The organism is Prevotella sp. TF12-30 (assembly GCF_003436715.1).
In the GTDB taxonomy this organism is placed as follows: Bacteria; Bacteroidota; Bacteroidia; order Bacteroidales; family Bacteroidaceae; genus Prevotella; species Prevotella copri_A.
Genome location: NZ_QSQJ01000008.1, coordinates 26766 through 46184, shown reverse-complemented (window position 1 = coordinate 46184; position 19419 = coordinate 26766). Strand labels below are relative to the sequence as shown.

The window sequence follows — 19419 nt, the reverse complement described above, 5'->3', positions numbered from 1 at the left end:
TCTAGATTCACTCACTATAAAGCTCTTCCCTGGATATCGTGGTGCTCCACAAGCCCACTTTCTCATCCTCCTCATGGCGGTTGATACCCGTATAGGTAAGACTGCTGTCCTCGTAGCGCTTGAACTTGAAGACGGCATCGTTCATCAACGCCTCATTAAATACTCCCAGGTTCACCAGCAACTCAAAATCCTTCTTGGTCAAACCCGTAACCTTGGCAAAAAGACCAGGCTCCAACTGCATGATGACATCCCGAAGACTGCGCTCACGATAATCCGTAAGATACATGAAGATAGGTATGCGAGTGGCAAACTTGATGAGTTTCTCCTGTATCATCTTGCGCTTACTCTTCACCTCCTTCTCCTCTTCGCTTAATTCCTTCTTCTCCTTTTTCGAAAGACCATCCTCCGATTCCGAAGCCGCTTTCTTGGTCTTCTTGATGTGGTCGGTCTTGGTAATGATGGTCTGAATATCCTCATTCAAGCTTCTGAATCCCTCGATGTTCATCAGGGCTTGCATCGCCTGCTCGTTGTTCAAAAGCTTTTCCAGCACACCATTCGTCACATTCACCAGCGTGGCACTCTCCCATCTCCTGGCCAGCAAGGTGGCAGAAGTATTGCTCGTTGCCATATCAAGCACTTCACCTGCGTTCAAAGCCTTCATCGCTCCATCCTGATAGCAGATTACGGGCAAGAAATGAATCAGATCATCCACCTTCTGCTCCGGAGTCTTGTCGGCATCCACATTCAGCTGACTGCTATATTCCGCCAACTTTCTCAAAGCCCTGTTTGGCGAGAAATCGAAAACGTAACACTCCTGCTTCAAAATCTCCGTCTGGTTGGGATGCAATCCATCACGATTGGTAATGGTCCATGGCGACTGAACCCGGAAAGCGGCCTGGAAGTAGGTTTCCGGACTCGACGTATCACGAAGCATAAAGATGCCAGTCCATGGTTTCACGGTTACCCCCGTGGTCAGTTTGCCACAACTCAAAGTGATGGATTTGCAATGCAGAGGGTCGGGATTCTCCATCGCCCGCTCTACAGGCGCAAGGGCATCAAGTCCGATTCCAGCCTTGGTTCCAGCACAAACTATCACCTGATATTCATGATAGAAAGTGTTCTGCGATTCTGCCAGCAGATTCCTCATAGCATAGCAGGATGCCACGTTGGGAAGAAACCACAGCGTATGTGCCAGTACACCGTAAAGTCTTGAATCATAAAATGGAAGAGGCGGTTTCCTGTTGTTTTGCTTCAAATGGTCGATAGATGCAGGCAGATAGTTGCCACGCAACAAGTCGAGCCATTTCTGCACATCATCATGAAAACGGAAGCAAGCCTTCTCGCCTTCTCCATCTGCCAGGAAGAATGTATTGAGGTCGAATTCATCAAACTCCCCATCATTCGCCACGGCAGCAATGGAAGGCGGCAACTGATAGGTCATCAGCACCATTCTCGGGAGCGAGGCATAGGGATTCATTCTCTCGGGTTGCGACGTATCCTCAGCAGCATAACCTTGCAAGGATAATGTCTGCGGATGAGAAGATTGCGAATGAGAAATCTTGGGATGAGTATTCTCCCACTCCTCCTTGGCACGCTGTTCATCAGAATAGGTCCAGTTGTAGATTTCATCCTCGATAAAGTCGCCCGAAGCAAGTGCACGGAATGGCGTGCCCGAAAGATAGAGATAATGACGAGCCGTGATTGGCATCATGTCCTCATCAAAATAATCAGGATTTTCTATCTCCAGACTCAGTTCCTTCTCCGATTCAACCATGGCTTTCTTCTGCACTTTGATGTCTTCCCTGGAGCCAATCAGTTCCTGCGCTTCCTCTCGCCATGCACCAAAATGATATTCATCCAGCACCACGCAATCCCAGTTGAAGGCTCGCGTCCATTCGTGTTTCGCCTTCATGCCTCCGCTCTTGCTCTTGCCCAGGAAATCCTGGAAGGAACCGAAACAGACGAATGGCTTGTTGATGTCGATGTCCTCATCGGTTTGAGTTTTGGCATTGATGAATTGCCAACCCTCGAAATCCTGATGGCGCATCAGGTCTTCCTCCCAAGCTTGTGCCACGGCAGGCTTGAAGGTAAGCACCAGCAGTCGGCGCCACTTCATGCGAAGCGCCAACTGATAGGTAGTAAAAGTCTTGCCGAATCGCATCTTGCAATTCCAGAGGAAATGAGGTGTGTGCTCATGGTCATGCTGGAACCGATTGAAATATTCTGCAGTCTTGTTCACGGCTTCCTGCTGTTCAGGTCGCATCGGGAAATTTTCGGTGCGGTCGTAGATCGTTTCGCTTCTGTCTCTCACGGCAAGCCATGCCTTCTTCACATCCTCCGGGGTGCAGCGGAACCATTCGCCAGCCACTTTCTGGCAACCCATTCTGAGCAGCATACGGTGCACCTCATGGTCGGTGAAGACAGTACCATCCTGCCGCATCGCCGATTCTTCGAAGACGATGTTCACAGGGTCGCCGCTTGGCTTCACTATCTGATATTGTTGATGAATTCGGGTAATCGTATCCTGGGTGGTATAGCCCACCTTGAGCAATCCCTTCAAGTCGGGGTTATGCTTATCTCTGTAAGCATAGATTTTAGGCTGCGACTCCGATTTCTCGGGAAATAAATTCTGCGTCATAATCCATGATGTTATGTTGTTATATATAATAAGGTGGAAGCAGGAGAATGCTCTCCTGCTCCCTTACCCTATTCTGATCTTGTTTCAAGATTATTCCATCGGACGAATCATCGACTCGATAAAGGCGATTTCATCAGATGAGAGTTTGTACTTGCGATAGAGCATCTCGTCGGTCCAAGGATGAGAGAAGTCTTGGAGGGGGACGAAAGAATATACTCCTCTAGCAGCATTTTGGGTATTTTTCTTGAACAACACAAAGAAGCGAAAAAACTTAGTACGCATATAAGAGATGATATTCTCTGTTTCTGCTCCCGATGCACATGGACCTATCATAAGATAGGTTTCAGTACAAAGAGAAAACTTTTCACCAATAAAAGGCTTACCTATTACCAAATATGGAAAATCTCCTCTTTCTCCATAAGCTTTAGCTATAAATACCTTATAAGATTCTATAGCTTTAACGTTTTGCTTGACTTGTTCTTGATTAATAAAACCATTTTCCGGATAAGCATAGACTTTTAGCAAAGAATTATTTGCATTAGTTTTATACGGCTTTATATCACCGAATGGTTTTCTAGGACTTACTAATTGCTCAAAACTCTTTTCTTTAAATTTTCGGACTTTACGCAAGATAGGTATAGCCTGATTAAAGCGCACAAATGATGAAGAATTCTTCTCCAGCAATGGTCGTTTCATTTCAACAGTCTGCTTATTTCGGATATTAGTAATCTTACAATCTCCTCTATAATCACGATTCCATTTAAAATAACATACACCTCCAGACAAATCAACTCCTGGGAAACAATCTGAAGAATTAAAATAATCCACCAGAACTTCGATTCTATTGTCCGTCAACATATCCTCTCTAAAAACATCCAATCCCTTTCCACCACTAAACCATCTAGAAGGAATAATCATAATTAAATAATGAGGAGCAAGTTTCTTTGATTGATTAACAAAAAGTTGATATAAAGGTGTTGCACTACTTCCCTTACCCCCACCATCATTCAACTGATACGGCGGATTGCCGATAATTACATCGAAATTCATATTGTTGAATAGTTCTTTTGGATTATCTGTATGAATAAACTGATAAGCATGGTTTTCCTTATCCTCGCCACGCTCGTACACTTCTCGGCTTGCGCCACAATAGATACACTTGCCTGTAGATTCATTCCAGGTATGCGGAATCTCGTGGAAGGCAATGTTGCCGGCAGCCTCATCAAAGCGGCTGATGCTATACTCGCTGCTGGCATCCTTGCTGCAATAGAGCGAACGGCGGCTCACCAGAGAAGTAAGCTCCGTTATCGCCATGCCATAAACCTGATGATGAAGGATATGGTCAAGGCGCTCCTGCATATCGGGAATCTCTTCAGAGAGACCATCCAGCAGACGCTTGGTTATCTCACGAAGAAACACACCGCTCTTACAAAAAGGGTCGAGAAACTTTACCTTACTATCGCTCCAAATCTCCTTTGGCAAAAGATCGAGCATACGGTTGGCTATCTCAGGAGGCGTGAATACCTCATCATTGCTCAGATTGGCCAGGCAACTGAGCACATCGGGATTATAATTGATCATGGTCAGGAAGATTAAGATAATGAGTCAACGGATATTCCTTGATAGGCTCATGCACGAAGGTTGGCTCGCCAGTATCGGCAAAGAGCAAACCCTCCTCCTCCGGTTTCGGCTTGTCATACTCCACGTTTTTGAGCAAATCATCAAGACGGAAGTCACGACGCTTCACTTTGCCACCGCCCACGAAGCCCCATTCCGAGAAAACAATAGGTTTCCCGGAAGACGTTTCCATGGTGAGGGCATCACCACAAAGAATGTTTTTGGCATAAAGAAACTGAATGCAACGCTCATAAGGGGCACTGCATTCCTGATGAAACACACGTTGATAGCGCTCCATGAAATCATCATAGAGCCTCTTCTGACAGGCAGCCACATTGTCGGGCAGCAGCTCCACGCCGTACATCGAACTGATGGCGAGGGCGGCATACAGTTCGTAGTCGTATCTGCTCTTACCATACTGGCACTCCACCACCTCGAGTTTACGGCGCTGAATTTCGATGAGGAAATTGCCGTTGCCGCAAGCCGGTTCCAGGAATCGGGAGTCGATACGCTCCGTCTCTTCCTTCACCAGGTCGAGCATAGCATTCACCTCACGCTTGGCGGTATAAACTTCTCCATGCTCCGCCACTCGCTCACGCGAAACTACCTGTCTCTCATTATCAGAATCTTGATTATTTATCATGTTTTGGTCGGACATTTAAAAATCAATAATACATGAAAGACTTGTTTTTCAAAGACTTATCGTATAAAGACTTATCGTATAAAGTCTTATCTAAATATTGTGGAAAGAAAAAGGCGCACCCACATCCTATTCATTCCTAAGTCCGGGCTGTCCGACCAAAGATTACCCAACAACAGAAACGAAAGGAAGGGGTACGCCTATAGCTAGGCGCATCCTCATCCTCCGAAGTTCTGTTGTATTATTGTCTGGTCGGACTATTTGGACTTAGAACTTCATCGAACTAGATACGAAATCTATTTCATCCACAAAGACAGACGTCATCGCCCTGAGGCGAATCCATCCAAATGCAAAGTAAATGCAAACGAGCGCAATGAAAGCTAGCTTTCAAATTGCCGAGTGCAACTTTGCTTCTGCAAAGATACTGCAAAAATCAGAGATAACAAAAAGATTCGCCACCTTTTTTATATTATCCCCCATTTTTTCTTGCGAAATCAAAATATTCGTCGTATCTTTGCAGAAAGAATTTATAGAAAGAATTTGCAGAAAGATGGATAGGGCATAAAAAGCCATCCTGAAAACATAGGAGATTAGATTATGACAGAAATGAACGATAGAAGATTGCCAGTAGGCATCCAGTCTTTTGAAAAAATCAGAAAGGGTGGATACCTATATGTTGACAAAACAGATATCATCTGGCAACTTGCCAACAGAAATAAAACGTATAATTACCTGAGCCGCCCACGCCGCTTTGGTAAATCAGTGCTGGTTGATACGCTCGAAGCCTACTTCATGGGTAAGAAGGAACTCTTCGAGGGTTTGAAGATTATGCAGATGGAGACGGAATGGGTGAAGCGACCTGTCATCAGACTGGATATGAGCCAGGCTGGCGCTGAACCGGAAAGTCTGAAAGGTTATCTGGACTATACCTTTCAAGAATATGAATCTTTATATGAGATAGAATCGAGGGGTAACTCTCCCTTAGCAACTCGTCTGATAGAAATTATAAAAACTGCTTATAACAAAACAGGTTTACAGGTTGCCATTCTCATCGACGAATACGACTCTCCATTGCAGCATTCCTGGAAGACTCCCCAGCACGAAGCATGTACCGCTATTTATAGAGAAGTATTTGCCGTATTAAAATCTCAGGATAAATACGAGAAGTTTGTCTTCATCACCGGCATCACCAAGTTTACGCAAATCTCTCTCTTCTCTGTGCTCAATAATCTGAGCAACATCAGCTTTGAGCCGGAATATGCAGCCATCTGTGGTATTACGAAAGAAGAGGTGCTGCGCGATTTCAAGCCTGAAATCAACAAATTGGCAGAATACGAAGACTGGACATTCGATGAAGCTGTAGCACAACTGACGGCATATTATGACGGCTATCATTTCAGTCGCCGCAATATGGTGGATGTATTCAATCCGTTCAGTCTCATCAATGCCTTGGCAGATTCAGATCTGAAGAACTACTGGGCTTCATCGGGTGCAACCTCTCTGTTGCCTAAGTTTGTGGATGACATGGAACTCAAATTGGGTAATTTTGATCCGTGCACCATTCTTCGCCAAACCATAGAGACATCGGATGTCACAGGCGGAGGAGCAGAACTGTTCCTCTATCAGTCTGGTTATCTTACCATTAAGGATTACCAGATGGGAGTTTATATTTTAGGATTTCCTAATTCTGAGGTAAGGCAAGCACTTTATGAAACAGTGTTACCGGCACTTACCTTGCGAAGTAATGGTGATATACAATCTACCCAATCTGGTCTGTTTCTAGCCCTTCAGCTTGGCAATCTTCCCGAAGCCATGAAATGCCTGAAGGCGCTCATTGCGGATGTGCCCTACAGCAACAAGAAGCTTGCCAGCATGGACATGGAGGAGCGTTACCGCCTGATTATGAGCACCATCTTCAATGCCATCGGTTGCCGTGTGGAAGTAGAAAAGATGATTGCTACGGGCAGAATTGATATGGTGGTAGAAACCACCAACTTCATCTACATCCTGGAGCTGAAGCTATCTAACAATGGCGGCATTTCTGCTGCCGAGAGCAAGATAAAGGAAAAGAGCTACACCGAGCCCTTCAAGGCCGACAAGCGCAAGGTCATCGCCCTGGCCGTGGAACTCGATGAAACAGGCAAGGGATTGATAGATTGGAAAGAAGTGGAAGAGTCTTTGTAAAATACAAAGCCAGCCATCTTTCGTTCTGACGGTGGTCCAGAAAGGTGGTCCAGAAAACAAGAAGGTGGACCATAGAAAAGCAGTTGTTGCCTCTTACCGCAACAACTGCTTTTTCTTTTACAATATCACCAGCTATTCTACTACAATACTTACTGTATTATAACAAAAGCATCCTTCTCCTGCCTACACCTCCTTAATCTCCAGCGTTACTACGTTGCCTCGCCACACCGCCTTCTTGATGCGCTCGTAGAGGGTGGTGAAAAGCGACTGGCTCTTCAATACATAGCCGGGGGCATGGACCTCACCCACCAGGATGCTGCCACGGCTCATCGTAAACGGACCGTTGCCCGGCTGAATCATCGCAACCGACTTGGCGTAAGCATCATCCACCGGAACCAGATACGGCATCTTGCGGTTGAGACGCTTGCACTTGCCAATGCGCACACGATACTTTCCTGCCGGAAGGCAATCTGCCTCACGCTCCACGGTGCCACAAACCTTCACCAGCTCAATCCCTTCGCCAGCAACCTCTTTCACAACTTTGAGTGTGCCCATGATGGTGCCACGCTCACGCAATAGACGATTCACATAAATTTCCATATCTACCTAAAATTAAATTAAAAAGCAAATTAATAAACATAATAACAAAAAGCATAATTATCAGACACTTACGCACCCCTGAGTCTTGGCTTTCGCCTCCTCCAGCGTCATCCCTTCTCTACGACGGAGCTTGAGATAATACTCACTCAAATCCTTACAACCTTCGGGCAGCTGATGGTAAACCAAACTGGGCAATGCTTTCTTCAGCTCAAAGTAAAGATTCAATCCTGCTTCATCCTGATCTGGGAAGATGTGAAGATTTCTTCCGGCAAGAAGCCCTTGAAAACGGCGGTCGAAAAGCGTGGCACTGGGGATGGCTATGGCATGAAAGCCAAGAGTCAATGCCGTCCAGCAATCAGAGGGTCCCTCGGTGATGAGCAGCGGTTCATCAGAAGGATAATCCTTCAATCGGTCGAGCCCATATATCATGCGATGACTGCCTGGTGCAAACTTGAATCGGGGAATCTCCTTCGGCTTTACTTCATCAAAAGATACCTTATCCATATCGGAAGATGACTCAGACTTCGGCTTTCCCAGATAGCGGCTCTGCACGGAAACCAGTCTTCCCTCCTGGTCGAAATAGGGAAAGATGAGCGATGGTCCGTCAAACACTCCACGCCCCACTCTCGCCATGCATACACTTTGCTCCGTGCTCACTATCTGGCAGACCTTCAATGCCTCCGGGCTGAGCAACCGCTCCTCGAAGAGAAATCTCTGCCCCGATTCAGACAGATGCATCTGCCGGAACATCTGCTGGTAAAACTCCACATCTACGGATGATGGGGCAACATAAGCCAGATGTCCATGTGAGACATGGGTTTCCGCAAAATGCGCTCTCAGGGAAGCCATTCTTCTGTCTGATGCCGTAACCGGCTTTTTCACATCTTTGCGATGAGTATCTCTGTGCTCATCGCCGATATACACATCAAAATGATCTGCCAGCCAGCGACATGCCTCGCTGAATCCCAGGTTCAGTCGCTCTCTCACCAGTCCGATGGTATCGGCAGAGAATCCGCAGCTATAGCAGTGGCAGGTGTTCTTCTTTACATTGAAGGCGAGGCTCGGATGATGATCATCATGGTGGATGCAGAGGGCTCGCTTGTTGCGGAGCCCCATGCCCAGAAGATCAGCCACCTGCAAGATGTCGAGCTCGCGAAGCTTTTGAATATTGTATTTATCGATCATTGTTTCTTTGTTTTTTCTTATTTTCCTTACCTGTTTTAGAATACACATTTTTTTCTATTTTCTTGATCCAGCCCTTACGAGTCCAATTACAGATAAAGTTTTTTACTGGAGTCTTCAAGTCATTACGTTTCAGATATTCCGCCAGAAAATCACGCGAAAACTGCTGTGGTAACTCATCAAACCAATTGTTGGTCTTATATGGAACCAACTCCGACTCAGCATTGATTTCCTCAAAAACATGTCCCCATTTTCCCAACATATTCTGCAGAATTCTATCAGCGCAAGCCAGATAAATTTGCTTTACCAATTTATGTATCTCCTGTTCTTCCTTGACACCCTCAAGCTGGTATAGATATTGCATCAATGAAGCTATACGAAAGGCACTGACACTACTTCTTTTGTAAAAAACATCCAAAGCCTTAGACATCGTCTTCAACACTCTTTTACGCTGCAACTCACACCAACGCTGTACAGTGGAATCAAGCCATTGCGTATCAAGAAGTCGCTCCTTACATAATTTTTTACCATTCTCCTCATAACAGCCCTGCATCAGCTTTTCCAGTATATTATCCAGACTTTCAATTTGCTTCACACTCAGAGTCTTGAACATCAGCGGATTATCACCTAACCGATTTTCTATATTACAAAGGATTGTTCGAGTCACACTTCCTCCCTCAATGGCAGCTTTGTCCATATATCGATTGATAGCAGCCGGAGTACCTGTATATACATAGCACAACATCAAATCAACCACAGCCGAATAACTAGTTTCACTCAGATAATCCTGACCAAAGAGAGAACCCAGGTCATATCCAGTTTTGTTGATTTGCTTGATATCAGAAAACTGTCGCTTGCTGGCCTGCACGATAGCACCAATCTCATCAGCAAACTGAAACAATGTTTTTGGACATCCATACAGCTTGACAGGAGCATCGGCTCGCTTGATAAGCATAGAAAGAGACAGATTCTCGTGTAGCAGCGTTATATCCGTCTTTGGCTCCGGAGGCAGTTTACCATCCTTTTTACCCTGTCTTCGTTTCAGTTCTGCGTACTTCTGTTCTACACTTCTCTGTTCTGCATCACGCTTCTGCAGAGGAGCCATCAAATACGTCATCAAATATCTGGCAAACGACTTTCCCGAGCTCTGTTCTCCACATACCAGAACATGCAGCAAGATGGCAGAAAGCGAATTGTCGTAAACATAATTCAGACGCAGACGGGTGGCATACACAGCAAGCATGGCACTGGCTACAGCCAAGGTGGCAAACTTGAGTTCAGCAGGGGCCGTCATCATCCATTCTCTCACTCCAGCCGGATAATCCTTGTCACGTATCAGGGGATTGAGATCTGGCTGCGGCACATCTTCATTGTTCATATTGTCAGCAACCTCTTTTTGGTTTCCAGTCTGAGTTGCCACCTGTGGCTGGGTTGCTGGTTTCTTCTGCGAATCTACCTGCAACTGAAGTTTTGAATTCTCCATCAATACAATAATTGTTTTTGACGCTGCAAAGATATAAAGAGAATTCGAGTGTGAGGCTATCGGATATTGTCGGATAATTCATTTTCCGAAAGACATTATCCGCCTAAAACACGCCTAATGCCGCATAACACAACAGAAAATACGGAGAAAAAAAAGGGGGAAAAAAAATCCTTTCGGAAAATACATTTTTCGTATTTTCCGAAAGGACACCAATCCGAAAGGACTTTAAAGTCCAGTCGCGCAACCTATATAGCTAGAAGGGTGACTCCAGAAAGTGCTGCATAAAACGGTTCACTGCCAGATAGTCACCATCGTATTCATTCAGGTCTTTGGATAACACTCTGGTCAGCGTATCATTTACACTTGAAAGTTTAATCTTGTTTCCCTGTTCATCTTCTCCCAATTCAAAAAGACAATCCTCCATCAGGAACTTGCAAAATGCGGAACCCGCAGAGGGAAGCTTCATTTTTTTATCATCACACCAATATTGCTTGAAGGCATGAATAGATAGAATAAGAAAATTATCCTGCTTCGTATCAAGCATAAGCCCCGTACGCTGACGGGATGATATATATTCCTTGAACACATGGGCCCAATACTCCGTAGCCTCTACATCTTTTTCCTTATCAGCGTTAGTGAATAAAAGAGAAGGCTTTCTTCCCTTAGGACTTCCATTTCTCGCCAACGTGGTTTTAAGTCTGCCTTCGTGATCCGTTAGAGTATTATCGCTATACAGCATATACCCAATAAGCCAATCATTAAGTTCTTCATTATGCGCTTCATAATAAGAATTACTGATAATTGAGCTTATTACATGATCCCTATCTTTTGTTTCCCTAGTAATTTGTTCAAACAAACTAAATGCCAAAGTCTTATAGAAACCATATCCATCTACAAAATCATCACTCAGTTTCATCAGACAGGTAAATAAAATACCCATAATCAGATCTGCCGACTTGTCAATTTCCTCATCAGGGCATTGGGGCACAGCCAATAGGCGCATATCCCCCCATATCCGGCTACGCACAGAAGAATAAACCACCAGGACATCCTCATCAGCCTCGGTTCTACTGATGAAATCCAGCCATGCCATAACTTCCTGAAACACCTCTTCGGGCAATAGATGAAAATTCTTCAAACTCACCACGTATGGCTGGCATAAGATTCTGATTAGCTTAAAGAAGACATGATCCTTGTAAGCACGATCTATCTCATTTCTTGATATGACGTTTATTCTTTCCAGCATTTTGCTCCTCCTGTTCAATAAGTTTCAAATCGGGATAGATTTCATCAAACCATGCAGCAAGCTTTTTCCTCTGCTCTTGAAATGGCAGTTTTTCCTCCACCTCATCATTCACATCTGCTATGATGCTCTTGTCCAAAGGATAGCTAGCCGCCGAATCTTTAGCCGAGGAAATCACTCTGCCACTGTCCAGCGTAGCTTTTATTTCGTAGCCATTCTTGCAAGCTATGTGCGACATCATATCAAAATATTCCTCCACTTCAGATACGCTCGCATCTTCTGGTAAGCCATAGTCAAAATTGGCATAAGTAGCCCGAATTCCCATTCCATATTTTAAGAACTCTTCAAGCATCATACGCTCTCGCTCGTTTACACTCAGAGGGAACGAGGTCTTGATATTTGGTATCTGCAGACCTATAGACTGAAGGCGGTCTTTTCCATTACTACACAACAATCTCACTTTTTTCCAGAACTCATCCTTTATGGAAATAGGCCGAATCCTCACATTGTAAGGCTGCTTCTTCCTGAAAAGTTCATCCAGACAGACCTCTATATTCTTTCGCACATAGTCAATGTCCTGAAAGGCTGCACTTTTATGCTCTATGCCCATAAGGATATAATCATCAGAATGGCGAAAATCGAAGACAACACTGAAGTAAGGGAAATCTATGACATGATTTTCCTTATGCGACTTTTCTGCATTCAATGTTCTTTGCGACTGCTTCTCCATTCTAAAGTAGAGCATCTCCTTACCAAACTTCGTGAGATTATCAGCCTCTACAGGACGACCTTTGCCATCCTGGAAAGACAGTTTTTCATCTATCAGATCAAAAAGTTCATCTGCCAGATCCTTCATTGATTCTACACTTGGCTCATCGTTCAAATCCTTTAGATAGGATTCAAAGCTAAGCCTATAAACAAATATTCTTGCTGTTGGGGTTGCCATTTTTTCTTAAATTGTTAATTCTATTGCAAAAGTACTAATAATAGTTGACAATCTATCATATTTCCATTCTTTTTTTCAAAAAAACAGAAAAATAATACAAAGAGAAAAAGTGAACGAGGTGAATGGTGAACGAGGTGAATCACACGCTTTTCCAACTCTATCAATACATTTCATCTGAAAAGAGATAGTAGTAGCTACGCGCGTACATTATTATATAAGATATTCTTAATGAAAAATCTTTTTTCAGGTATCCGTTTTCCATCAGATTCACCAAATTCACCATTCACCTCGTTCACTTCGTTCACTTTTACCATACCCCCATTCACCTTTTCCCTCTCCCCTCCTCGCCCCTTTTCCTGCGTCGCCACGTAGCAATTCCTGCGTCGCCACGTAATATTTCCTACGTCGCGACGCAGGAAAAGGCAGCTCTATCGAAGGGGATTTCATGCCTCACTTCACAACTGCCGGGACAAGCCGATTCAAATGCCGGGACAACTATTGCATTTCGCCCAAAAATGTTGTATCTTTGCATCGTCAATGAAACTCATTGATGGGGCTCTCTGCCGGGCAGGATACCGCGGAACTGCAGGGAGGGGATGCCCGATACAGAAACTGGATTATTCACTAAAAAGAAAGGAATGAAGAAAATGAAAAAGGAAACTTGGAAGACGATTCTGCAAGTCATCGTGACTGTACTCACTGCACTCTGTACTTCACTCGGAGTTACGAGCTGCATGTAGTGCTCGAATCTTTCACGATATCGAGCTAGACAGGAACTGAATTAACCACTAAAATCGAGTTTATTGAAATTTAAATTATTCACTTTAAAAACTATTTGAATTATGGGTATCAAAGTAAAAGCAATCGAGCGCAACGTCGCTTTTGAGAAGGGTAAGCAGAAGTGGGCATACGTTATGCAGGCAGACCTCTACGGTCAGCTTACCCAGAGTAAGGTTATCGAGGAAGCTGCCGTGCGCAGCGGACTCGCCAAGCAGGTGATCAACGCCGCCTGGGGTGCCATCGGAGCAGTCATCACCGCATGGGCCACCGAGGGTCACTCCGTGGCTGTACCGGGACTCGGCTCCCTCCGATTCGGTCTGAACTCTACCGCCGTGGAGGATGTCAACAAGGTGAGCAGCTCACTCATCAACCGCCGCTACATCATCTTCGTGCCTAACGCCGACATCAAGGAGGAGCTCGCCAAGACCAGCGTCAACATCACCTGCTACGACCGCAACGGCAAGATCGTGAAGCAGGTTACCTCTGCCGACAAGAACGACACCGGGGAGGGTGACAACAAAGATAACACCAACCAGGGCGGAGGTACTTCGCAGGGCGGTGGAACTTCGCAGGGCGGAGGTACCAGCCAGGGAGGTGATTCCAGCCAGGGAGGCAACACCAGCCAGGGTGGCGGTTCTACCGATGGCGATGGTAACGGCGACAACGTAGATTTCTAAAAACAACGCAGATCTCTAAAAACAACGGAGATCTCTAAAAACATCAAGGTGTGCCAGATAACAAGGAAGTGAATCTGGCGCACCTTCTTTTTTTTATCTTTTTCTCCTTAAAAGTGGTCTTTTTGGAAAAACCTCATTCGTTATTCAAGTTTTTTTTCGTACCTTTGCACGCGAAATCAATAGACTAGAATATCAAATAGCCTGGAATATCAAACTGGCTAGAATATCAGATAGACTATAATGTATTTAAAATAAGGTATAAGATATGAAATCTCACATCAAAATTTATCTACTTGTCTGTATCGCCGCCCTGCTCCTTACGGGCTGCGATACCGTATTCGATGTTCACCCTTACGATGTTCGCGTAAAGGGAGAAACCAATCTGAATGCCAAGAACATACAGAAGATAGAGCAGACGGTGAAGAGCAAGGATACCATCCGGTTTGCCGTGATCAGCGACAGCCATCAGTGGTACGACGACCTGCAGAAGGCGGTTAATGACATCAACAGCCGCCAAGACAGCATCGACTTCGTGATCCACTGCGGCGACATCTCCGACTTCGGCGCTACCCGCGAAATGAAGTGGACACGAGAAAGAATGCAGAAACTCAAGATGCCTTCGGTGGTGCTGCTGGGCAACCACGACTGTCTGGGCACGGGCAACCAGACCTACGAGGCCATCTACGGCAATCCCGACTTCAGCTTCATCGCCGGAAAGGTAAAGTTCGTTTGCCTCAACACCAATGCCATCGAGTATGACTACTCCCGTCCGGTGCCTAACTTCGACTTCATGGAGGCTGAACGCTCTGCCGATTCGCTCGACTTCGACCGCACCGTGGTATGCATGCATGCACCTCCCTACTCCGAGCAGTTTAACAACAACGTAGCGAAGGTATTCAATTATTACATCCACGAGTTCCCTCGCCTGCTGTTCTGCCTGGACGGTCACGGTCATCACACCAGGAAGGAAGACCTTTACAACAACGGCACCTTGTTCTATATGGCAAGCAGCGTACACTTCCGTCAATATTACATTTTCACCATCACACCAAAGGATTATCATGTTGAAGTCATCGATTTTTAAGTTCAGTATATGGGCGCTCCTCCTGCTATCGGCAAGCACAACGGCAAGCGCCGGCGAGGAGGGGTTTGGAAAGGAGAGTTTAGGAAAGGAGAGTTCAGAGGAAGATTCACTCACCCGATACGACAGGCGCATCCTCCGCTATCGCAAACACTGGGATGTGCTGATGCCTACGCAGAGCGTGATACAGACCTGCGGCAACATGGGTATCATCTCGCTGGGTATCGGATGGGACTACGGCAAGCGAAGCCAGTGGGAGACGCATCTGCTCTTCGGCATCGTTCCGAAATATGATTCGGATGAAGTAAAAATGACAATCACGCTGAAGGAGAACTTCATTCCCTGGCGAAAGGACTGGGGAAAGGGATGGCAGTTTGAACCCCTGGAGTGCACGCTGTACCTGAACACGGTATTGGGTCACGATTTCTGGACAAAGCAGCCTACCAAGTACGAGAGCGGATACTATCCCTTCTCTACCCGAATCCGCCCGAATCTGGGATTTGGCGAACGGTTTACGTATCAGATTCCGAACAACAGGCGCAAGCGCGTAAAGAGTCTTACGCTCTTCTATGAGTTGAGTACGAATGATATCTATTTCATGCGGTTCTACCGCAACGGCAATGCCGGTTTCTGGGATGTCTTCGGCCTGTCGTTTGGCGCAAAAATGCAGATACTCTAAGTTATTGGCAAGTTTCGCAAGTTCAGCAAGTTATCTTAAAAGAAAGAAAAAATGGAAACAGAAGAGATTATTCATAAGCTGGAGGCGAAGGGCATCAAGCCCACCTCCAACCGCATACTGGTGATGAAGACTCTGGTGAATGAGCAGAATCCGCTGAGTCTGAAGGATTTGGAGCAGAAGATGGTGTCGGTGGATAAGTCGAGCATTTTCCGCACGCTGACGCTCTTTCTGGAGCATGATGCCGTTCATGCCTTCGAGGATGGAAGAGGGATATTGAACTACGAAGTGTGTGAGGAGGAAGGTGAGTGTGATCATCATGATGGTCATATTCATTTCTACTGCGAATCATGCCACCGTTCGTTCTGCATGGAGGATATCCATATTCCGAGCTTCGAATTGCCGGAAGGATTCTATCCCCACTCCGTCTCCTTCGTCATCAAGGGAGAATGCCCTGAGTGCAGGAAGAGGCATCGCTGAAAGCAATGCCTATTCCAAAAGAAGAGGCTTCGCTGAAAGCAATGCCTATTCCAAAAGAAGAGGCTTCGCTGAAAGCAATGCCTATTCCAAAAGAAGAGGCATCGCTGAAAGCAATGCCTATTGTTTTTACAACAACAAAAAAAGCTCCGAAGAAAGATGAACTTCTTCGGAGCTTTTTTGTACACCCTTAGGGATTCGAACCCTAGACCCACTGATTAAGAGTCAGTTGCTCTACCAACTGAGCTAAGGGTGCAGCAAGCTTAGCATTTGAGTTATTTCTCAAAAGCGGTTGCAAAGGTACTGCTTTTTTCTGACACCACCAAATTTTTCGGCAACTTTTTTCTTTTTCATGCGCATTTTCCTGATTTTCCATACATTTTCAAGAGAAAAAGTGTATCTTTGCAGCCACTTATACATTATTATATATGTAGAGCATCAAAGAACATAAGAGAATATAAGAGAAATCTTATCAATTAAGAAATCAAAAACATAAGAGAATATGAACGGAATATACACTATCCTGCTCCTCGTGCTGAGCAACATCTTCATGACGCTCGCATGGTATGGACATCTCAAACTCCAGCAGACGGGCACCAGCAGCAACTGGCCACTCATCGGAGTCATCGCCTTCAGTTGGGCGATCGCCTTCTTCGAATACTGCTGCCAGGTACCAGCCAACCGCATCGGATTCATCGACAACGGCGGTCCATTCAATCTGGTACAGCTCAAAGTGATACAAGAGTGCGTGTCGCTCATCGTCTTCGCCATCATCGCCAACCTCCTCTTCCAGGGGCAGGGCTTGCATTGGAATCACTTTGCCGCATTCGTCTGCCTCATCGCTGCCGTGTATTTCGTCTTCATGAAATAATAAAGCTTTTGCCCTTACAGGGCGACAGGCTTGCGTCCTGAATACCCAGGGCGATGCCCTGGGCTAAGAGCTTCTGCCCTTTCAGGGCGTTAACAACAAAGAAAGAAGAACAATTATAACAACATAAAAGAATAACCGACAATGGAAAAGAAATTACGTGTTGCTTCCCTCTGCGTGCAGGGAGGCTATGAGCCGAAGAACGGCGAACCGATAGAAGTGCCTATCTATCAGAGTACTACATTCAAATACGACAACTCTGAGGAGATGGCGATGCTCTTCGACCTGAAGAAGGAGGGCTACTTCTATACCCGACTCCAGAACCCTACCAATGATGCTGTGGCAAAGAAGATCGCTCAGCTCGAAGGTGGTGTGGGCGCCGTATTGACCTCAAGCGGTCAGGCTGCCAACTTCTATGCCGTATTCAACATCTGCGAGGCTGGCGACCACATCGTTACCTCCAACGAAATCTACGGCGGCACCTTCAATCTCTTCGGCGTTACCCTGAAGAAGCTCGGCATCGAGTGCACCTTCGTAAACCCTAACGCCAGCGAGGAGGAAATCCAGAAGGCTTTCCGCCCTAACACCAAGGTAGTGTTCGGCGAAACCATCAGCAACCCTGGCTGTGCCGTGCTCGACATCGAGAAGTTCGCCCGCATCGCTCACAAGAACGGCGTGCCTCTCATCGTAGATAACACCTTCGCCACACCTATCAACTGTCGCCCATTCGAGTGGGGTGCCGACATCGTTACCCACTCTACCACCAAGTATATGGACGGTACTGCATCGCAGGTAGGCGGCGTTGTAGTGGATAGCGGCAACTTCGACTGGATGGCGAATGCCGAAAAATTCCCTGGTCTCTGCACACCGGATGAAAGCTACCACGGACTCACCTACGTGAAGGCTTTCGGCAAGATGGGATACACCACCAAGCTCGTGGCACAGCTGATGCGCGACCTGGGTTCCATCCCTGCGCCAATGAACTCATTCATCCTGAACCTGGGTCTGCAGAGCCTGCACCTGCGCATGCGCCAGCATTGCGAGAATGCACAGAAGGTGGCTGAGTTCCTGCAGAATGATGAGCGTGTGGCTTGGGTTCACTATAGCGGGCTGAAGGGCGACGAGTATTACGACCTTGCCCAGAAGTACATGCCAAACGGCACCTGCGGCGTCATCGCCTTCGGATTGAAGGGCGACCGTGAGACAGCCATCAAGTTCATGGATTCATTGGATATGATCAACATCGTGACTCATGTGGCAGATGCCCGCACCTGCGTGCTCCACCCTGCCAGCCATACCCACCGCCAGCTTTCAGACGAGCAGTTGAAGGAGGCAGGCGTTGCCCCAGACTTGATCCGATTGTCAGTAGGTATCGAGGATGTAGAAGATATCCTGGATGATATCAAGCAGGCATTGAATAAGATATAAAAGAATGAGGAGGGTGTGTCAATGACACACCCTCCTCTCTCTTTTATTTACACCAATTTAAAAATCTCACTAGGCGTCTTCCGCTTCAGTACTTCCAGCTCGAAGTCCTTTCCGGCAATGATGCCCTTGCTCCTGAGAATCTGCTCCACGGTCTTTCTCGCCAGTTCAGGATGATTATTCTCCTCACTGAGATGGCAGAGCCATACGTGGCGGAGGCTCGGAGTGGCGAAGTCGGCAAGCGCATGGGCACACTCATCATTGCTGAGATGACCGTTCGGACCCAGGATTCTGTCCTTCAGATACTGAGGATATTTTCCTGTCTGAAGCATCTCCACACTATAGTTCGATTCGAGCACCAGATAGTTCGCCTTGCCGATGAACTCCTGAATCTCCTCCGTGATGTGTCCCACATCCGTAATCAGACAGAAAGTGACGCCCTCGTGCTCCACGAAATAGCCCACATTATCCGTACTGTCGTGAGGCACCCCAAACGGAGTAACCCTGAACTCGCCCACCACGAACGGCACACCTTTCTCTATGATGTGCGCATGATTGGGCACGATTTTCTTTCGGACGCAGTAGTTGCGCTCGATACCTGCATGAACTTTACGGGTTGCATATACTGGTAGATGATAGTCAGTACTCAAGCTCCCCACCGACTTTACATGGTCGGCGTGGTCATGGGTAATGAGGATATGATGCACATCCTCGAAGCGCAATCCATAGTTATGGAAGTGCTTCTTCAGGGTTCTGATACCTACTCCTACGTCTATCAATAGCGAATCCGTTTCAGTGTAAAGATAGTAGCTGTTGCCACTGCTTCCACTGCCAAAGGATATAAATTTTAGCATTTTAATTGTTATTTTCCCTGCAAAGTTAGCAAAAAAGATTCTTATTAC

Annotated in this window: 19 protein-coding genes and 1 tRNA gene; 10 read left to right on the top strand and 10 right to left on the bottom strand. The window is 46.2% G+C overall.

The genetic code is table 11. The features are described 5' to 3' along the window. Positions 1-7: 7 nt before the first annotated feature. Both DXD25_RS04965 and DXD25_RS17110 read right to left on the bottom strand, forming a co-directional pair. Positions 8-2638 (bottom strand): GIY-YIG nuclease family protein, encoded by a 2631-nt coding sequence (locus tag DXD25_RS04965; protein ID WP_117662050.1) that lies wholly within the window; start codon positions 2636-2638, stop codon positions 8-10. A 90-nt stretch (positions 2639-2728) separates the two neighbouring features. Continuing rightward, positions 2729-3688, bottom strand: coding sequence for an Eco57I restriction-modification methylase domain-containing protein (locus tag DXD25_RS17110; protein ID WP_233522194.1), 960 nt, complete (start codon positions 3686-3688; stop codon positions 2729-2731). 30 nt (positions 3689-3718) lie between these two features. Here DXD25_RS17110 and DXD25_RS17105 point away from each other — a divergent pair, with 30 nt between their 5' ends. Further along, positions 3719-4234, top strand: coding sequence for a hypothetical protein (locus DXD25_RS17105; protein ID WP_233522193.1), 516 nt, complete (start codon positions 3719-3721; stop codon positions 4232-4234). On the opposite strand, the gene DXD25_RS04955 is transcribed toward DXD25_RS17105, so the two are convergent. Next, positions 4206-4898, bottom strand: coding sequence for a DNA methyltransferase (locus DXD25_RS04955; RefSeq protein ID WP_233522192.1), 693 nt, complete (start codon positions 4896-4898; stop codon positions 4206-4208). The two genes, DXD25_RS17105 and DXD25_RS04955, sit on opposite strands and share 29 nt — an antisense overlap. 594 nt (positions 4899-5492) lie before the next feature. Here DXD25_RS04955 and DXD25_RS04945 point away from each other — a divergent pair. Beyond that, a complete protein-coding gene (locus DXD25_RS04945; protein ID WP_117662046.1) occupies positions 5493-7079 on the top strand; it encodes an ATP-binding protein in 1587 nt (528 codons plus the stop codon). 183 nt (positions 7080-7262) lie between these two features. Here the strand turns inward: DXD25_RS04945 and DXD25_RS04940 are convergent, their stop codons facing one another. From DXD25_RS04940 to DXD25_RS04920, 5 genes are all read right to left on the bottom strand, one after another. Next, complete coding sequence (locus DXD25_RS04940) at positions 7263-7667, bottom strand: DUF5675 family protein (RefSeq protein ID WP_147327855.1); 405 nt, start codon at positions 7665-7667, stop codon at positions 7263-7265. A 72-nt stretch (positions 7668-7739) separates the two neighbouring features. Further along, positions 7740-8864: a CHC2 zinc finger domain-containing protein gene (locus DXD25_RS04935; RefSeq protein ID WP_158556294.1), complete on the bottom strand. Its 1125-nt coding sequence runs from the start codon at positions 8862-8864 to the stop codon at positions 7740-7742. After that, a complete protein-coding gene (locus DXD25_RS04930; RefSeq protein ID WP_117662043.1) occupies positions 8854-10344 on the bottom strand; it encodes a DUF3987 domain-containing protein in 1491 nt (496 codons plus the stop codon). Before DXD25_RS04930 ends, DXD25_RS04935 begins: the two co-directional genes overlap by 11 nt. A 253-nt stretch (positions 10345-10597) precedes the next feature. Next, on the bottom strand, positions 10598-11437 hold the full coding sequence (locus tag DXD25_RS04925; protein ID WP_147327854.1) for a hypothetical protein: 840 nt from the start codon (positions 11435-11437) through the stop codon (positions 10598-10600). Positions 11438-11555: 118 nt separating this feature from the next. Then, complete coding sequence (locus DXD25_RS04920; protein WP_147327853.1) at positions 11556-12470, bottom strand: hypothetical protein; 915 nt, start codon at positions 12468-12470, stop codon at positions 11556-11558. Positions 12471-13171: 701 nt separating this feature from the next. On the opposite strand from DXD25_RS04920, the gene DXD25_RS16625 reads away from it, so the two are divergent. From DXD25_RS16625 to DXD25_RS04895, 6 genes are all read left to right on the top strand, one after another. Continuing rightward, positions 13172-13273 (top strand): smalltalk protein, encoded by a 102-nt coding sequence (locus tag DXD25_RS16625; RefSeq protein WP_370453400.1) that lies wholly within the window; start codon positions 13172-13174, stop codon positions 13271-13273. A 102-nt stretch (positions 13274-13375) separates the two neighbouring features. After that, positions 13376-13990: a DNA-binding protein gene (locus DXD25_RS04915; protein WP_117662040.1), complete on the top strand. Its 615-nt coding sequence runs from the start codon at positions 13376-13378 to the stop codon at positions 13988-13990. 265 nt (positions 13991-14255) lie between these two features. After that, positions 14256-15074 (top strand): metallophosphoesterase, encoded by an 819-nt coding sequence (locus tag DXD25_RS04910; protein WP_117662039.1) that lies wholly within the window; start codon positions 14256-14258, stop codon positions 15072-15074. Beyond that, positions 15052-15750 carry a hypothetical protein gene (locus tag DXD25_RS04905; RefSeq protein ID WP_117662038.1) on the top strand — a complete coding sequence of 233 codons (699 nt, stop codon included), beginning with the start codon at positions 15052-15054 and terminating at the stop codon, positions 15748-15750. The genes DXD25_RS04910 and DXD25_RS04905 overlap by 23 nt, the downstream gene beginning before the upstream one ends. A gap of 51 nt (positions 15751-15801) precedes the next feature. Continuing rightward, the gene (locus tag DXD25_RS04900; RefSeq protein WP_117662037.1) at positions 15802-16227 is read left to right on the top strand and encodes a Fur family transcriptional regulator; all 426 of its coding nucleotides are present in this window, start codon (positions 15802-15804) and stop codon (positions 16225-16227) included. Positions 16228-16232: 5 nt separating this feature from the next. Continuing rightward, positions 16233-16418 (top strand): hypothetical protein, encoded by a 186-nt coding sequence (locus DXD25_RS04895; protein ID WP_117662036.1) that lies wholly within the window; start codon positions 16233-16235, stop codon positions 16416-16418. Here DXD25_RS04895 and DXD25_RS04890 read toward each other — a convergent pair. Further along, positions 16408-16480, bottom strand: a tRNA-Lys gene (locus DXD25_RS04890). The two genes, DXD25_RS04895 and DXD25_RS04890, sit on opposite strands and share 11 nt — an antisense overlap. 246 nt (positions 16481-16726) lie before the next feature. Between DXD25_RS04890 and DXD25_RS04885 the strand changes: the two genes are divergently transcribed. Beyond that, the gene (locus DXD25_RS04885) at positions 16727-17095 is read left to right on the top strand and encodes a DMT family protein (RefSeq protein ID WP_089545349.1); all 369 of its coding nucleotides are present in this window, start codon (positions 16727-16729) and stop codon (positions 17093-17095) included. Between the two features lie 141 nt (positions 17096-17236). After that, positions 17237-18520 (top strand): O-acetylhomoserine aminocarboxypropyltransferase/cysteine synthase family protein, encoded by a 1284-nt coding sequence (locus DXD25_RS04880; RefSeq protein ID WP_117662035.1) that lies wholly within the window; start codon positions 17237-17239, stop codon positions 18518-18520. A gap of 47 nt (positions 18521-18567) precedes the next feature. On the opposite strand, the gene DXD25_RS04875 is transcribed toward DXD25_RS04880, so the two are convergent. Beyond that, entirely contained in the window at positions 18568-19371 is an 804-nt protein-coding gene (locus DXD25_RS04875) for an MBL fold metallo-hydrolase (RefSeq protein ID WP_117662034.1), read from the bottom strand. Between the last annotated feature and the right edge of the window lie 48 nt (positions 19372-19419).

Excerpts from the sequence above, each read along its gene's own strand:
- DXD25_RS17110 (WP_233522194.1), bottom strand. The coding sequence starts at position 3,688 with ATGAATTTCGATGTAATTATCGGCAATCCGCCGTATCAGTTGAATGAT.
- DXD25_RS04930 (WP_117662043.1), bottom strand. The coding sequence starts at position 10,344 with ATGGAGAATTCAAAACTTCAGTTGCAGGTAGATTCGCAGAAGAAACCA.
- DXD25_RS04900 (WP_117662037.1), top strand. The coding sequence starts at position 15,802 with ATGGAAACAGAAGAGATTATTCATAAGCTGGAGGCGAAGGGCATCAAG.
- DXD25_RS04915 (WP_117662040.1), top strand. The coding sequence starts at position 13,376 with ATGGGTATCAAAGTAAAAGCAATCGAGCGCAACGTCGCTTTTGAGAAG.
- DXD25_RS04935 (WP_158556294.1), bottom strand. The coding sequence starts at position 8,864 with ATGATCGATAAATACAATATTCAAAAGCTTCGCGAGCTCGACATCTTG.
- DXD25_RS16625 (WP_370453400.1), top strand. The coding sequence starts at position 13,172 with ATGAAGAAAATGAAAAAGGAAACTTGGAAGACGATTCTGCAAGTCATC.
- DXD25_RS04905 (WP_117662038.1), top strand. The coding sequence starts at position 15,052 with ATGTTGAAGTCATCGATTTTTAAGTTCAGTATATGGGCGCTCCTCCTG.
- DXD25_RS04880 (WP_117662035.1), top strand. The coding sequence starts at position 17,237 with ATGGAAAAGAAATTACGTGTTGCTTCCCTCTGCGTGCAGGGAGGCTAT.
- DXD25_RS04955 (WP_233522192.1), bottom strand. The coding sequence starts at position 4,898 with ATGATAAATAATCAAGATTCTGATAATGAGAGACAGGTAGTTTCGCGT.
- DXD25_RS04910 (WP_117662039.1), top strand. The coding sequence starts at position 14,256 with ATGAAATCTCACATCAAAATTTATCTACTTGTCTGTATCGCCGCCCTG.
- DXD25_RS04875 (WP_117662034.1), bottom strand. The coding sequence starts at position 19,371 with ATGCTAAAATTTATATCCTTTGGCAGTGGAAGCAGTGGCAACAGCTAC.
- DXD25_RS04965 (WP_117662050.1), bottom strand. The coding sequence starts at position 2,638 with ATGACGCAGAATTTATTTCCCGAGAAATCGGAGTCGCAGCCTAAAATC.
- DXD25_RS17105 (WP_233522193.1), top strand. The coding sequence starts at position 3,719 with ATGAATAAACTGATAAGCATGGTTTTCCTTATCCTCGCCACGCTCGTA.
- DXD25_RS04885 (WP_089545349.1), top strand. The coding sequence starts at position 16,727 with ATGAACGGAATATACACTATCCTGCTCCTCGTGCTGAGCAACATCTTC.
- DXD25_RS04945 (WP_117662046.1), top strand. The coding sequence starts at position 5,493 with ATGACAGAAATGAACGATAGAAGATTGCCAGTAGGCATCCAGTCTTTT.
- DXD25_RS04895 (WP_117662036.1), top strand. The coding sequence starts at position 16,233 with ATGCCTATTCCAAAAGAAGAGGCTTCGCTGAAAGCAATGCCTATTCCA.
- DXD25_RS04925 (WP_147327854.1), bottom strand. The coding sequence starts at position 11,437 with ATGGCATGGCTGGATTTCATCAGTAGAACCGAGGCTGATGAGGATGTC.